The organism is Streptomyces sp. NPDC001617, from assembly GCF_053596855.1.
The window spans coordinates 21,785-36,377 of sequence record NZ_JBSFHA010000106.1; the positions used below are offsets into that span (position 1 = coordinate 21,785).

Here is a 14,593-nt window from a genome sequence, read left to right on the forward strand (position 1 = left end):
GGAAATGTTGTTGAGCTGCTGTGGAAGGCGTCCCCGGATGATGAGACTCGTTGCCCCGGACGACGCGCGGGTCGTCGCCGTGACCGAGGCGCTCGCCCCGTATGCGTGGCGGACGCTCACGCCCGACGCCGTCTGCTGCCGCGCGCTGGCTGCCGTCGACCCCCACCGGATCGACGGGGCGGAGGGGGTCGCCCGCCAGGACGAGCGGATCGCGGTGCTGATCGACTTCCTGGCGGGCTGTCCCTGGCGATCCCTGACCGCGGCCGGACTGAGCCGGCGGCTGGTGTCCGTGCTGGAAACCTGGCGCCAGGAGAGCCAGTGGCTGGAGATCCAGTTGCACTGGTCCCAGGACGGCGTCTGACGGGCTTCGCCCCGCGGGCCTGCGCCTCTACTGGCGGGCCATGTGCATCCGGATCTCGCTCTCGGGGTCGGTGATCAGCTCGCCCGACAGGTCGACGGGCCGCCACACGGTTGCGGCGGCGGTTGGGGGGCGTGGCACAGGCAGGACCGGTCGTGGATGCCTCGCTGTTCGCAGAGCGGGCGCGCTCTGTCCGAAGCGTCATTGGACATGCAACGTCGATCCCCACATGAACTCGTCCGACGAGGTGCTGTCCGCCCCCGATCACGTGCGGAGTCACAGCGCGTCGCCAGTGGCTTGCGGACGCCATGGTCGAGGGTTCTGTACGCCGGGTCGGCGAAGGAGTCCGCTGCCGTCACAGGTGCGTGGGGCGTTGCCTCCCCTGGGCTCTACCGCCCCTGGGCTCCACCGCCGATCCCGTCCCTGCCGGCCGGTGCCCTGCATCGTCGGGCTCGGACCGATGGGGACGCCCCGCACGCACAGCGCCGAGCGCACCGTCGGCTCAGTGGGCCGATGGAGGGCTGTGCGGAGCTCTTTCCTCCTGACGTGTCCTGCCTGCGCGGTTACGAGTGGAGGACCTTCTCCTTGGCCTGGCGGAACTCTTCGTCGGAGATGTCGCCGCGGGCCCGGATCTCCGAGAGCTTGGCGAGTTGGTCCGCCTCGCTGGCTGGGCCGGTGGCGCCGACGGTCTCGCGGATGTAGCGATCCCTTTCTGCCAGCGTGGCCCTGGCGTGCTCCTGTTCACGCCTGCCCATGTCCTTGCCCCGCGCGATGAGGTAGACGAAGACGCCGAGGAAGGGGAGGACGATCGTGAAGACCAGCCATCCGGTCTTGGCCCATCCGCTCATGGAGTCGTCGCGGAAGATGTCGATGACGACGCGGAAGAGCAGGAAGATCCACATGACCCAAAGGAAGATCCACATGATCGTCCAGAAGGCTCCCAGGACCGGGTAGTCGTAGGCCAGGTTCACATAGCTGCCCATAGCTTCTCCTGAGTGGTGTCGTCCGTGTCGAGGTCGCACTGCGTGCGGGAGGAGGGGCCGCCGGCCCCTTGCCGAGCCCGGCCAAGGCTCGTCGTCCCGGCCGGGCCTGTCGTCACTGCTCCTTTTCTGCGGGGAGTTCGAAGGCGTCGCCGATGGCGCGCGCTGCGGACACGACCCGGGCGCTGCCCACCACGGGGGCGATCGCCACGAGCGTTCCCTGGATCTTCTCCAGCGGTACGCCGGCTTCCGCGGCGGTGCCGATGTTGAGGAGGTACGAGGGAGCAGAGGCATCCATGGCCACCAGAGCCGCGATGCGTGCCGGCAGATACGTCTCCTGGTCCAGCCCGGACCGCTCGAACGTGTCGAGTGTCATCTGGACCAGCGTCTCGAACACGGGAGCGTTCGCTTCGGCGAGGACAGTGACGTCGCCCGCCCCGGTATGTTCCTCACCCATCTCGTGCTCCGTTTCTGGCGGTTGGGGTGTCGTACGCCTTCAGGAGAGTCCCGGCGCGCGCCGGCCCGCATCACCCGGGGCGGATGACGGCCTGTCGCCTGCGGCCGGGCGATCGGCCGTGCCGGAGGCCGCGGCGAGGATTCCGAGAAGGGCCAGTACGAGGACGACGATGCCGAGGACGAGCGCCACGGCCCCGGGGGGGGGGTAGTTCCGCAGCACCAGGGCGAGCGCGCCGCCGGCGATGGCGATGCCGGTGGTCCATTTGCCGTTCGTGCTCAGCCAGCGGCCGGTGGCGCCGGTGCGCAGACCGTGGCGGGCCATGGACCGGCCCGTTGCCCCGGTTCCGCTCGCCGCCGCCCGTCTGACCCAGCGGGCACCGCGTCCGGGCCCGTACAGATAGGCGGCCATCGCGGTGATCACCGCGATGATCAGGACCGTACGCGTGCTGTTCTTCAGGAAGCGGATGAAGGTGTCGTAGATGTCGGCCGCGGTGTCCTGCGGCAGGGCGGTCGTGGGGACGGAGTCCAGATAGACCTGACGCATCACGGCGAGGCCGACGAGCAGCACGATCATCATGACCCCGATACCGATGGCCGTGCTCATCAGGGCGACGCGATGCGCGGGCGCGCTCCAGACGGCGAGCGCCGCCAGGACCAGGACCACGACCGGGAGCCAGGTGCCGACCACGTTGAGCAGACGCATGGCGTCCTGGGCCTTGCTCAGTTTGTCGGTCTTGATCAGGGTGATCGTCTTGTCGACGTCGGGGATCTTCGCGGCCTGGGCGAAACCCGCGTCCACCAGCTTCTGCTTCACGTTGTCGATGACGGTGCCGAGGTTCAGGTCGATGCTGTCGGTGCCGGCCTGGACGGCGCTGCTGCCCTCGCCGGTGAGGACCTTGACCACGGCGGCGTGGGCCTGCCGGTTGGCGGCGTCCCAGGCTTCGGCGAACGGGTCGCTGGTCACCACCTTGTGCACGATGTCGTGGACGGTGGAGTTGAGCACGCTCGTCAGCGGGCCGGTCAACGCCTTGGAGCCCTGGACCACTCGAGGGGGCGCCCCTTCCCGCTGCACTGTCTGACCGACGGCCACGGTGAAGGCGGCGACATCGACGTTGGCGACCACACGCTTGGTGAGTCGATCGGTCAGGGTGTTCTGCACGGAGGGCTCGGTGGCGATCGGGGCGACGGTCTGGACGTACCGGTCGGTGTCGGCGACCTCCGAGTCGACCCAGGCCGCGACCACGGCAAGCGGCGCCAGGAGGAAGGCCAGCAGCAGTACGGAGGCAGCCGAATAGCGCAGACGCCGGTGACGGACTCCGGCCGCCTTGCGCAGCCGTTCATACTCGTCCCGTTCCGCGGCGCTCAGAGGAGGGGTGCCGGCGACCGGACGGTCGGGATCTTCGGAAGCTGACGAGGTGCCACCAGAGGAATCCATGAATGTCTTCCTTCGGTTTGAAGCACTGCGACGCGCGGGGCATCGTCGACGAGGGGTGAACGCCCGCGGGGTCGCTGCTCAGGCTGGAGTCGCCTCACTTGTCGGGGAATGGAAGTGAGTTCGCAATCGGAGGCCGGATTCCCCAACCCCGCCTAGAAGAAGGGGTTGTGAGGCGGCGGTTCAACACGCCGTTACCGAATTCTTCGAGCGTCACGGGGTGTGTGCCACACCGTGCTCAGCCGCTGCATGGTCCGCCCTCGCGTCCGCGATGGCGGACCCCTCAGCTCTGCGTTTGGCGTTTTCGCGATCCTGTCCACCATAACCAGGGTGTGAGTGCGGCGCATCGCCAAGAGGTGAGTGGGCTGTGCTGTCGAAGTGCTGCGTCACGATGAGGGCCCCTGTGCATCCGTGGCGCTGCGGAGCCTGCGGTGCCCCTGGCCTGTGACGGCATCGGGCAGGTGACAACCACCGGATTCGGCCGACATGCGGTTCCCGACGGCCCACGCGCCGACCGGGAGCGCGGCCGGCACCCTCACGCTCACGCGCTGCGGAGACTCCCCCCGGGACGGAGTGCAGCACCGTCGGCCCGCGCAGCCCCCTCCGCTCAAGGAGGCCACACGGGCCGGTTCAGTTGGCCGGGCCGGGAACTACTCCCCGCTGTGCACCAGTTCGATGTCGTGCTCGTCGATCCCGCCGCCCGACACGGACACCGTCGCGGCCTGTGGCGGATACCCCGTCGCGATGACCGTGTACGCACCGCTGCCCAGGTCGGAGAAGGCGTACGCCCCATCGAGGCCGGTCCTGGTCGTGGCGACGACGTTGCCCGCCGCGTCCACCAGCGTGACCCGGGCGTCGCCCAGCGGAGCGCCCCCGCCCCGCACCGTGCCCCGCACATGCGTGCCGGCCCGGAGTTCGACCTCGATACGGGTGGTCCCGGCGCCGCCGACCTCGACGGGCAGGGCCAGCGGGCGGTGCTTGGGGGAGTTGACGGCGAGCGTCACCGTCCCCGGCACCAGGTCGGTCACCATGAACTCGCCCAGCACGTCCGTGCGTCCGGTGGCGAGGACCTCCCCGCGCACGTCCGTCACGATGACCACCGCATCGGCGACCGGCGCACCGCCTTCCGCGGACCGCACCAGACCCGCGAGGCCGCTCGTGCCGCTCAGCAGGACGTCGTAGGAGACCGGCGCCTCGGCGACGACGAGCGTCGAGGCCTGCGGCTGGAAGCCGTCGGCGGAGGCGATCAGGACGTACGAGCCGCCGGCCGGCGCATCGACGCCGTAGGACCCGTCGGCCCGCGAGACGGACCGGCTCAGCTGCCTGCCGCCGAGTGAGATCAGCGTCACCGCCGCCCCCGGCACCGGCACGCGCTCAGCGCCCAGGACGTGGCCGGTCACCGGGATGCCGTTGAACGCGGCGCCCTCTGCCTCGGAGGCGACGGAGGTCAGCACGGCCGTACGCTCGACGCCACCGCCCGATTCCACCGCCGCGACCACCGGGCCCGGCGCACCTTTCCCGGCAAGCGCCGCGGCCACAGCAGGCGCCGTACGGGACGGTCCCCCGGCGGAAGCCCCCTCGGCAACCGCACCCGCCGGCCGATGCCGCGGAATGAACGACGCCACCGCGAACGCCAGCAGCGCCGCACCGCCACCGACCGCCAGGACCGTCTTGAAACCGTTCTCGGACGGGACCGCGACCGGGCCGAAGTCGGTCGTCATCTGGGACAGGATGACGCCGGCGACGGCGCTGGCGGTCGACGTACCGATGGACCGCATCAGGGTGTTGAGACTGTTCGCGGCGCCCGACTGGGACGGCGGCACCGCGCCCATGATCAGGGCCGGCATGGCGCCGTACGTGAAGCCGATACCGGAGCCGATGACGCACGACACCAGCACGAACTCCCAGACCTCGGACATCAGCAGGATGTTGAGGCCGTACCCGGCGGCCACGATCAGCGAGCCGAGCATCAGGCTGGTCTTGGGGCCCTTGGCCTTGGAGAGGGCGGCTGAGACCGGGGCGATCGCCATCATCACCAGGCCGGACGGGGCCATGACCAGACCGGCGGTGAGCAGCGACTTGCCCAGCCCGTACCCGGTCGCCTCAGGCAACTGCAGGAGCTGAGGAAGCACCAGGGACATCGCGAACATGCCGAATCCGAGCGCGACCGAGGCGAGGTTGGTGACGAGGACCTGGCGGCGGGCGGTCGTACGCAGGTCGACCAGGGGCTGCTCGGTGCGCAGCTCGAACCAGCCCCACAGCAGAAGGATCACGACGGACGAGCCGAACAGGCCGAGCGTGGTGCCGCTGCCCCAACCCCAGTCGCCGCCCTTGGAGATGGCCAGGAGCAGGCAGACCAGGCCGGCCGCCATTCCGAGCCCGCCGACGACGTCGAAGCGACCGCCGGTACGCACCTTCGACTCCGGGACCGCGAACAGCACCAGCAGCAGCGCTACGACGCCCATCCCGGCCGAGCTCCAGAACAGCACGTGCCAGTCGAAGTTGTCGGCGATGAGGGCGGCGGCGGGCAGGCCCAGAGCCGCTCCCACGCCGAGCGAGGCGCTCATCATGGCGGTGGCCGAGCCGAGCCGTTCGGCGGGGAGTTCGTCGCGCATGATGCTGATGCCGAGCGGGATCACGCCACCGGCCATGCCCTGCAGCACCCGCCCGACGATCATCGGCGTGAGCGAGTCGCTGAACGCGGCGGTGACCGAACCGGCGATCAGCAGGACCAGGCTGGCCAGCAGCATCCGGCGCTTGCCGTACATGTCTCCCAGCCGACCCATCATGGGGACGGCCACGGCGGCGGCGAGCAGCGTCGCGGTGACGGCCCAGGCGGTGTCGGACGCCGGGGCGTTCAGGAGCTTGGGCAGTTCCGGGACGATCGGGATCACCAGGGTCTGCATCAGCGAGACCACGATCCCGCCGAAGGCCAGTACCGCGACGACGGCACCGGACCGCGGCGCCGCGGACACCACCCCGTCGTCGTCGGTGGGGCGGGGGAGTGCGTGGGACATGGTCGGCCTCCGTGGGCGTGGGGCATCGGGCGTGCACGACGGATCCAAACTAAGTCAGTTGATTGACTTAAGCAAGGATGGTCGGATTTCGTGGGGACCCGGTGAAGGCCTCGGGGGGAGGGGCGGAGTCGTCGGGCGGGAGGGCGGAGGCGTGGCCGCGGGTAGGGACGAAGGCATGGCTCGTATCGACTACCTCCGCGACCCCGATGCCCCGCCCGCCACCTCGGTGGTGCCCGCGGCGGTGGCCCTGGTGCAGAACCCCGCCGGACAGGTGCTCATGATCAGGCGCTCCGACACCGGCCTCTGGGCCCTTCCCGGAGGCGGCCACGACCTGGGGGAGTCCATCAGCGGCACCGTGGTGCGCGAGGTCCTGGAGGAGACCGGCATCGAGGTCGAGGTCGTCGGCCTGACCGGCATCTACACCGACCCGGGGCACGTGATGCGCTATGACGACGGCGAGGTCCGCCAGCAGTTCAGCATCTGTTTCCGGGCGCGCCCCACGGGCGGTGCACTCCGTACGAGCGCCGAAACACCCCAGGTCCGCTGGGTCGACCCGCCGGATCTACCCGAACTGGACATCCATCCCACCATGCGCCTACGGATCGACCACGCGCTGGACCGCACGCGAACGGCCCCCTACATCGGCTGACGGCGCGCGAACGGCCCCCGCATCGGTTGACCGCGCACGAACGGCCTCCTACGCCGGCTGACAGCCCGCGAAGGGCCCGTGCATCGGCTGACGGCGCGCAAAGGCTCGCAAGCGCAACCCGCCCTCGCGCGGGGCACACTGACCCCATGTCCACTCGCCGCAGACGCTGCCCCGAATGCCGTCGCGAGATCGCCGTCGTCGCCGGCCGCTTCGCCCGGCACGACCCGCCCGGCGCCCGCGAGAACGGCGCCCTCGTCTCCTGCCCGGGCTCCCGCAGCCAGGCCCGACTCGACGCCTCCCAGCCGTCGTTGGACGGCTACGTCGTCCCCGAGCTCCCGGGGCAGATGTCCCTGTTCTGACGCGTCAGGAGTGGGCCCGGACATCCATCCGCACGACCAGCCCATCAGCGCCGAACCGGTAGACGTGCTCCACCAGCCCCGCCCAGTGCTCCCCCTCCGCGTCCCGCAGGCCCTGCCGCACACTCACCACGACGCCCTCGCCGTCGCCGTCCGGCCGCACCCCTTCCAGCCGTACGAGGGGATGCCCGGCCGCGAACTGCCGCGCCCAGTAGGCCTGCACCTCGGCGCGCCCGTGCAGCCGTACCCCGTCGAGAACGTTCGGCCAGTCGACATCCGGCGCCAGACAAGGCAGTACGAAGGTGTCCCGCTCGTCCGTCGAGAAGACCTCGTACATCCGCCGCAACAGGGCCTCCCGCGCGGCCGGAACCCCCTCGGTCGCCATCCTCAGTTCCCGGCCACCGACTTCACCGCCACCGACACCGGCGTCGATCCGCTGACCAACTCCAGCGTCAGGCCGGCCGTCGCGGTGGAGTCCACCAACTCCGCCAGTACGGCGGCCACGTCGTCGCGCGGAATGGGTCCGCGGCCCGTGTACGCCTCCAGCCGTACGAGGCCGGTGCCGGCGTCGTTCGTCAGCATCCCGGGGCGCAGGATCGTCCAGTCCAGTGCGTCCAGATTCCGGACGTACGCGTCCGCCTCGCCCTTCGCCCGCTGGTACACGTCGAAAACGTCGTCCCCGGTGCGCGCGGGATCGGCCCCCATCGACGAAACGACCACGTGTCGTCGTACGCCCGCTCGAACCGCCGCGTCCGCGAACAGGATCGCCGCCCCCTTGTCCACCGTCTCCTTGCGGGCCGCCCCGCTGCCCGGACCGGCACCCGCCGCGAAGACCGCCGCGTCCGCGCCCTGCAGATGCGCCGCGACCTCCTCGACCGAGGCCGACTCCAGATCCAACAGAACCGGTTCGGCGCCGGCCTCCCGCAGGTCGTCGCCCTGTTCGGTGTGACGGATGATCCCCGCGACCTCGTCTCCGCGCACGGCGAGCAGCCGCTCCAGCCGCAACGCGATCTGACCATGACCTCCAGCGATGACAATGCGCATGTCTCCGACCGTACGCCCGGACAGCCGCATCCGCCGCACGACTTGAGGCACGCCCCAGGGGCGCGTGAGGGGGGCGGGCGTAGGGCGCAGGGGCAGGGCGCACGCGCCGAGCGCACGATTCTGCGGCGTATGCGCGGAGCGTGCACGCCGGTGTAGCGCGCTCCCCGCGCAAAGCTTGCGTTGCGTACCGGGGGCGCGCTGGCGGTGGCGCGCGTGCTTGGCGCACGGAGGAGTAGCGCACGCGTCGGGAACGCGCTCCCTTCGGGCTCCTCCGGCGGGCACATGTGCCGGACACACTGGCCCGGCATACGAGCGGGTTGCGCACACGCTCACCATGGCGCGCGCAGCGCTCACGCCCCGCTCGCGGCGTCTACGCCCTGCTCACAAGGCACTCGCAGCGCCCACTCGCAGCGCCCACCCCCGGCGCGCAATCCCTGCCCCGCGCCCGCCTTCGGCGTGCACGCCCAGCGCGCGCTCCCGTCTTATGCGCCCTCAATGCACACGCACGCTCCGGCGCACACCCCCAGCGCACACTCTTGCCCGCGCGCCCACTCCAGCGCCCGGACGCCCAGCCTGCTCCCAGCGCACCCACGCCAGCGCCCGCCTTTGCCGGCGAGTGCCCTGCCCACTGCCACTCACCCCTGCCGTCCACCCCACCCCACCCCACCCCACTCCACTCAACCCCACTCCACTCCACTCAACTCAACTCAACTCCAGCCACTCCCGCCCCCACCCCTCACGACAACTCCCCCCGCCCCTGCCGAGGCAGCCCCAGTTCCGCCGCAGCAGCCGAGTTGCAGTACTCCCGTACCGCGCTGGTCCGCGCCACAACCCGTCCCCGATGTACGACGATGCGGCTGTAGGCCAGTGACAACGCACCCGCCAGCCGGTCCCCGCGCACGGCGAGCAGCTCGGCGGGGAAGCCGGCCTCCACCCGCACCTCGGGCAGCCCGAGAGCCGCCCGCGCCGAAGCGCTCACCGCGTCGTACGCGTCCTCGGGCCGCAACCCGTGCCGCGAGGCCAGAAGATAAGCGGCCTCCAACGGGTCCCCGCGCCCCACCGGATTGGACACGTCCCTCAGCGCACCGCTGCCCGCGGCCACCCGCACCCCGGCCGCCCGCAGCAGCCGTACCGGAGCCGTGCCGCGCCGGTCGGTGCCGCCGCAGGCGCCCTGGGGCAGGCACACCACGGTCACTCCGGCCGCCGCGAGCTGGTCGGCGGTGCGGCGGGCCGTCTCGGCGGGCAGGCGGGCGAGGCCGCCGCACGGCCCGAGGGCCACGCCGGGACGCAGACCGCCGGCCATCGCGGCGAGGCGGGCGAGGCGGGCCGGGTCGGCGGCGTCGGTGTGCAGGTCGACGGGGCAGCCGTGCTCGGAGGCGACCTCCAGGACGGCCTCCACGTAGCCCGTGGGATCGGGGTCCAGGTCCGGACAGCCGCCCACCACGGAGGCGCCCATCTTCACCGCGTCCCGCAGTATCGCGAGCCCCTCCGCCCCGGCGACCCCGGTCAGTACCCTCGGCGTGGCCACGGCCGTCAAGTCCGTCAGCCCGCGCAGGGTACGCCGCGCCTGCAGTACGGCGGCCAGCGCGCCCAGCCCCTGCACATCGCCCACGCGCACGTGTGCCCGCAGCGCGGTCGCCCCGTGCCCGAGTTGCAGCAAGGCGGCTTCCGTGGCCCGGCGCTGGACGTCCTGGGGGTCGTGCGAGGCGGGTCCGTCGCCGTCGGCCGACAGCGCGGTGTCGCCGTGGGCGTGCGGCTCGGCGGGAGCCGGCAGCAGCAGATAGCCGCTCAGGTCCACGCGCGCCCCACACACGCGCGTGCCGCCCACCGCCAGACTGCCGGCCGTACCGACCGCCTCGATGCGCCCGCCCCCGAGCCGCACGTCCACCGTCCGACCGTCGGTCAGCCGCGCCCCGCACAGCAGGAGGGAAGCCGGATCCCCCTGCCCCCAGGAGCCCGACGAGCCGGAGGCCCCGGACGACGAGGACGAGGAGGAAGAGGAGGAGTGGGGCGGCTGCGGCTGGCTGTCGGGCATCGCGCTCCAGAGGCTCGGGGCTGCGCAGGAGGACGCCTCGCGGCTGCGCAGGGGACGCAAGATCACGCAGAGTGAGTCGAGCCTAGGACGGTGATCCGCTCGCGGCCGGGAGGAGCGCAATAGTCGTACCGGTGTGGTCCGCCGTGCTGAGGGGGCTTCAGTGGCTGGTGGGAGAGCCGGAGAACGGGCCGTAACGAGAGCCGTCCCGTCCCGCTCCACGGACCGGGACGGGGGCCACGAAACGGATTTGGGTGAACGGCTGCGGACCGTGTAATGTCTTCATCGCTCGCCCCAATAGCTCAGTCGGCAGAGCATCTCCATGGTAAGGAGAAGGTCTACGGTTCGATTCCGTATTGGGGCTCTGGTGTGTGAGGTTCCCGTCGCGAGGCGGGAACGGATCGCATCACAGCGGTGTAGCTCAGTCGGTAGAGCAAGCGGCTCATAATCGCTGTGTCACCGGTTCAAGTCCGGTCACCGCTACTGACAGTAGCCGATTGCGGGGTCGGTCCTTCGATCGGCTACTCTTTTATGCGTTAAACCATCCCATCCGTTCGTCAAGGAGCACTCACGTGGCTGCCACCGACGTCCGCCCGAAGATCACGCTGGCCTGCGTGGAGTGCAAGGAGCGGAACTACATCACCAAGAAGAACCGGCGTAACAACCCGGACCGACTGGAGATGAAGAAGCACTGCCCGCGTTGCAACGCGCACACCGCGCACCGCGAGACGCGATAAACAAGGCTCGTTCGCGAGGCCGTCCCCACAACCGGGGGCGGCCTCGCGGCGTTTGGGCCGCTGCAACGAACGTTAGTTATCGACACCAGGAGGTGCCGGGCCATGGCGCTCGACCAGTCCTTCGTGGGGCGGACCTACCCGCCCACCGACCCCTACGAGGTGGGCCGGGAGAAGATCCGTGAGTTCGCGGAGGCGGTGGGGGACACCAACCCGGCGTACACGGACCCGGAGGCCGCCAAGGCGCTCGGCCACCCCGACGTCGTCGCCCCGCCGACCTTCGTGTTCGCCATCACCTTCAAGGCGGCCGGAAAGGTCGTCCAGGACCCGCAGCTGGGCCTGGACTACAGCAGGGTCGTCCACGGCGACCAGAAGTTCTCCTACGTCCGCCCCGTCCGCGCCGGCGACCGGCTCACCGTCACCTCCACCATCGAGGCGATCAAGTCCATGGCGGGCAACGACATCCTGGACATTCGCGGCGAGGTCCACGACGAGGCGGGCGAACACGTGGTGACGGCCTGGACCAAGCTGGTCGCCCGCGCGGCAGAGGAGGCGTGAGCAAGAAGATGACGGCAAAGATCGCATACGACGACGTCGAGGTCGGCACCGAACTGCCCGCCCGGACCTTCTCCGTGACCCGCGCCACGCTCGTCCAGTACGCGGGCGCCTCCGGGGACTTCAACCCGATCCACTGGAACGAGAAGTTCGCCAAGGAGGTCGGCCTTCCGGATGTCATCGCGCACGGCATGTTCACCATGGCCGAGGCGATCCGGGTGGTCACCGACTGGACCGGCGACCCGGGCACGGTCGTCGAGTACGGCGTCCGCTTCACCAAGCCCGTGATCGTCCCGAACGACGACAAGGGCGCAGAGATCGAGGTCAGTGCCAAGGTCGCCGCCAAGCTCGACGACAACACGGTCCGAGTCGACCTCACGGCCACCAGTGCCGGCCAGAAGGTACTGGGGATGTCCCGAGCGGTCGTACGACTGGCGTGACGCACACGCGCGTGGCGTGAGGTAAGGGGCGTACTCCGTGGCGGGGCGCCCCTTACTGTTGCGTGCCCCCTGTCTGCGACAACGCCCCGCTCGCAGTAGAGCTACCACAAGCCGCCTCCAGAGACTTCCGCAGACCTCCGACGGACCCTTGACGTAGTTAGTGATTGAGTACTAACTTACTCGCATGGCCAGGATGAGTGCAGAAGAGAGGCGTGAGAGCGTCATCCGCGCGGCGACCACCGAGTTCGCCCGCGGTGGCTACTACGGCACGTCCACGGAGGCGATCGCCAAGCGCGTGGGCGTCTCGCAGCCGTATCTCTTCCGGCTCTTCCCGGGCAAGAAGGCGCTCTTCCTCGAAGTGACCAAGCGGTGCACGGAGGACATCATCCGCACTTTTGAGGAGGCCGCCGAGGGACTGGAGGGCGAAGAGGCCCTGCACGCCATGGCGAACGCGTACACCAAGCTCATCGTCGACCGCCCCGAGCGGCTGCTGATGCAGATGCAGATGTACGTCACCGTGGGCGCCGCCGAGCAGGCCGGCGACCATGAGCTCGGCGAGGAGGTCCGCGCCGGCTGGATGCGGCTGTGGGACACGGTTCACCTGCCGCTCGGCGCCGACAAGGACGAGACGACGACGTTCATGGCGTACGGGATGCTCATCAACTGCCTGGTGGCCATGGGCTTTCCCCCCGAGCACCGGGTCTGGGAAGGGCTCTACCCCGAAGCGCGGCTCAAGGGCCGCCTGGAGAAGTAGCGGCAAGCGCACGTGGTCGACGGGAGGGTGCCCGCACCAACCCTCCCCCTCATGGGGACACCCATGTCCGCAAAAGTTAGTTATCAATAACTAAGATTCAACATCACCCTCTGGGGGAGCGATGTCAGAGCAGACCGCACGTCGCGGGGGAACCGTCTGGGCCCTCGTCATCACCAGCGTCGCCGGTTTCATGGCGGCCCTCGACAACCTGGTCGTCACCACCGCCCTGCCCTCCATCCGCAAGGATCTCGGCGGCGCCCTGGGCGACCTGGAATGGACCGTGAGCGCCTACACCCTCACCTTCGCGGTCCTCCTGATGTTCGGCGCGGCACTGGGCGACCGCTTCGGCCGCCGTCGCCTCTTCCTCACCGGCCTCACGATCTTCACCGGCGCGTCCGCCGCGGCGGCCATGTCGACCGGCATCAACGCCCTCATCGCCGCCCGCGCGATCCAGGGGGTCGGCGCAGCGATCATGATGCCCCTCACCCTCACCCTCCTCACGGCGGCCGTCCCCGTGGCCAAGCGAGGCATGGCATACGGCATCTGGGGCGCCGTCAACGGCCTCGCAGTCGCCTCCGGCCCCCTGATCGGCGGCAGTCTCACCGAGCACGTCTCCTGGCACTGGATCTTCTGGCTGAACGTCCCCCTGGGCATAGCCCTGCTGCCCCTCGCCCGCCTGCGCCTGGCCGAGTCCCACGGCAGCGGAGCGCCCCTCGACATCCCCGGCACCCTGCTCGCCAGTGGCGGCCTCTTCGGAATCGTCTACGGCCTGGTCCGCGGCCCCGCGGACGGCTGGACGGCCCCCCTGGTCCTGACCGGCCTGTTCGCCGGAACAGCACTCCTCACGGCCTTCATCCTCTACAGCCTGCGCGCGAAGAACCCGATGCTCCCGATGCGCCTGTTCCGCTCCCGGGCCTTCTCCGGCATCAACGCCGCCAGCCTCCTGATGTTCCTGGGCATGTTCGGCTCGATCTTCCTCCTCAGCCAGTTCATGCAGGGCGTCCTCGGCTACTCGCCCACCGAGGCGGGGCTGCGGATGTTGCCCTGGACCGGCATGCCGATGCTCGTCGCCCCGATCGCCGGCATCCTCTCCGACCGCATCGGCGGCCGCCCCGTAGTCGCAGCGGGCCTCTTCCTCCAGGCAACGGGCCTCGGCTGGATGGCCTCCGTGGTCGCCCCCGGCGTCTCCTACGCCGCCCAGCTCCCCGCCCTGATCATCAGCGGCATCGGCATGGCCCTGTACTTCGCCCCCGCCGCCAACCTGGTCATGTCCAGCGTCCACCCCAAGGAACAGGGCATCGCCTCCGGAGCGAACAACGCCCTGCGCGAGGTCGGCGGCGCCCTCGGTGTCGCGATCATGGCGTCGATCTTCTCCGCACAGGGTGGCTACGAGTCCGCACAGACCTTCGTCAACGGCCTCCAGCCCGCCCTGGTGACCGGTTCGGCGGTGGTCGCTGTCGCGGGCGCGGCGGCACTGCTGATCCCACGGCGCCGGTCCACACAGACGGCGACATCGACTCCGGCCGAAGAGACGACGCCGGTACTGGAGACCGCGGCAAGCTGACCCGAGCGAAACGGCTCCGCCTGGGTGGGCGGGGCCGTTTCAGCGCGTCCTAGGGGGTGCGGCGGGAGGTTGTAGGGCGGGTGCGGGTCTGTGGGGGCTGGTCGCGCAGTTCCCCGCGCCCCTTGGGGGCGTGCAGGGGGCCTGCGTTGCTTTGGGCCGTCGGTCGCCCGCGGATCACAGTGCGGCGCCGTCGTGGCCGGTCGCGCAGTTCCCCGCGCCCCT

The 14,593-nt window shown here is 70.4% G+C and carries 15 protein-coding genes and 2 tRNA genes; 10 read left to right on the top strand and 7 right to left on the bottom strand.

Annotation, left to right across the window (positions count from 1 at the left end; translation table 11 throughout):
• Nucleotides 1-37: 37 nt before the first annotated feature.
• Nucleotides 38-361, top strand: coding sequence for a hypothetical protein (locus ACWC09_RS45865; protein ID WP_450857440.1), 324 nt, complete (start codon nt 38-40; stop codon nt 359-361).
• A 560-nt stretch (nt 362-921) separates the two neighbouring features.
• Here the strand turns inward: ACWC09_RS45865 and ACWC09_RS45870 are convergent.
• The 4 genes from ACWC09_RS45870 to ACWC09_RS45885 form a co-directional block, all read right to left on the bottom strand.
• Nucleotides 922-1,341 carry an SHOCT domain-containing protein gene (locus ACWC09_RS45870; protein WP_450857442.1) on the bottom strand — a complete coding sequence of 140 codons (420 nt, stop codon included), beginning with the start codon at nt 1,339-1,341 and terminating at the stop codon, nt 922-924.
• Nucleotides 1,342-1,453: 112 nt separating this feature from the next.
• The gene (locus ACWC09_RS45875; protein ID WP_450857444.1) at nt 1,454-1,795 is read right to left on the bottom strand and encodes a carboxymuconolactone decarboxylase family protein; all 342 of its coding nucleotides are present in this window, start codon (nt 1,793-1,795) and stop codon (nt 1,454-1,456) included.
• 39 nt (nt 1,796-1,834) lie between these two features.
• Nucleotides 1,835-3,229 carry a hypothetical protein gene (locus ACWC09_RS45880; RefSeq protein WP_450857446.1) on the bottom strand — a complete coding sequence of 465 codons (1,395 nt, stop codon included), beginning with the start codon at nt 3,227-3,229 and terminating at the stop codon, nt 1,835-1,837.
• Between the two features lie 647 nt (nt 3,230-3,876).
• Nucleotides 3,877-6,243 carry an MFS transporter gene (locus ACWC09_RS45885; protein WP_450857447.1) on the bottom strand — a complete coding sequence of 789 codons (2,367 nt, stop codon included), beginning with the start codon at nt 6,241-6,243 and terminating at the stop codon, nt 3,877-3,879.
• Nucleotides 6,244-6,418: 175 nt separating this feature from the next.
• Here ACWC09_RS45885 and ACWC09_RS45890 point away from each other — a divergent pair, with 175 nt between their 5' ends.
• Complete coding sequence (locus ACWC09_RS45890; RefSeq protein ID WP_450857448.1) at nt 6,419-6,892, top strand: NUDIX hydrolase; 474 nt, start codon at nt 6,419-6,421, stop codon at nt 6,890-6,892.
• Nucleotides 6,893-7,038: 146 nt separating this feature from the next.
• On the top strand, nt 7,039-7,251 hold the full coding sequence (locus ACWC09_RS45895; protein WP_450857450.1) for a hypothetical protein: 213 nt from the start codon (nt 7,039-7,041) through the stop codon (nt 7,249-7,251).
• A 4-nt stretch (nt 7,252-7,255) separates the two neighbouring features.
• Here ACWC09_RS45895 and ACWC09_RS45900 read toward each other — a convergent pair whose 3' ends face one another.
• From ACWC09_RS45900 to ACWC09_RS45910, 3 genes are all read right to left on the bottom strand, one after another.
• Nucleotides 7,256-7,633, bottom strand: a complete 378-nt coding sequence (locus ACWC09_RS45900) for a nuclear transport factor 2 family protein (RefSeq protein WP_450857451.1) — start codon at nt 7,631-7,633, stop codon at nt 7,256-7,258.
• A gap of 2 nt (nt 7,634-7,635) precedes the next feature.
• Nucleotides 7,636-8,292 carry an NAD(P)H-binding protein gene (locus ACWC09_RS45905; protein WP_450857453.1) on the bottom strand — a complete coding sequence of 219 codons (657 nt, stop codon included), beginning with the start codon at nt 8,290-8,292 and terminating at the stop codon, nt 7,636-7,638.
• 736 nt (nt 8,293-9,028) lie between these two features.
• Nucleotides 9,029-10,327, bottom strand: coding sequence for a hydrolase (locus ACWC09_RS45910; protein ID WP_450857459.1), 1,299 nt, complete (start codon nt 10,325-10,327; stop codon nt 9,029-9,031).
• A gap of 288 nt (nt 10,328-10,615) precedes the next feature.
• Between ACWC09_RS45910 and ACWC09_RS45915 the strand changes: the two genes are divergently transcribed.
• The 7 genes from ACWC09_RS45915 to ACWC09_RS45945 all read left to right on the top strand — a co-directional run bounded on the left by ACWC09_RS45915 (nt 10,616) and on the right by ACWC09_RS45945 (nt 14,371).
• Nucleotides 10,616-10,688: transfer RNA gene (locus tag ACWC09_RS45915), tRNA-Thr, on the top strand.
• 46 nt (nt 10,689-10,734) lie between these two features.
• Nucleotides 10,735-10,807, top strand: a tRNA-Met gene (locus ACWC09_RS45920).
• 89 nt (nt 10,808-10,896) lie between these two features.
• Complete coding sequence (gene rpmG / locus ACWC09_RS45925) at nt 10,897-11,061, top strand: 50S ribosomal protein L33 (RefSeq protein ID WP_003948671.1); 165 nt, start codon at nt 10,897-10,899, stop codon at nt 11,059-11,061.
• A 102-nt stretch (nt 11,062-11,163) separates the two neighbouring features.
• The gene (locus tag ACWC09_RS45930) at nt 11,164-11,616 is read left to right on the top strand and encodes an FAS1-like dehydratase domain-containing protein (protein ID WP_450857454.1); all 453 of its coding nucleotides are present in this window, start codon (nt 11,164-11,166) and stop codon (nt 11,614-11,616) included.
• An 8-nt stretch (nt 11,617-11,624) separates the two neighbouring features.
• Nucleotides 11,625-12,053 (top strand): MaoC family dehydratase, encoded by a 429-nt coding sequence (locus ACWC09_RS45935; protein WP_450857461.1) that lies wholly within the window; start codon nt 11,625-11,627, stop codon nt 12,051-12,053.
• A 184-nt stretch (nt 12,054-12,237) separates the two neighbouring features.
• Nucleotides 12,238-12,807: a TetR/AcrR family transcriptional regulator gene (locus tag ACWC09_RS45940; protein ID WP_450857456.1), complete on the top strand. Its 570-nt coding sequence runs from the start codon at nt 12,238-12,240 to the stop codon at nt 12,805-12,807.
• Nucleotides 12,808-12,928: 121 nt separating this feature from the next.
• Nucleotides 12,929-14,371 carry a DHA2 family efflux MFS transporter permease subunit gene (locus tag ACWC09_RS45945; RefSeq protein WP_450857458.1) on the top strand — a complete coding sequence of 481 codons (1,443 nt, stop codon included), beginning with the start codon at nt 12,929-12,931 and terminating at the stop codon, nt 14,369-14,371.
• Nucleotides 14,372-14,593 lie beyond the last annotated feature (222 nt).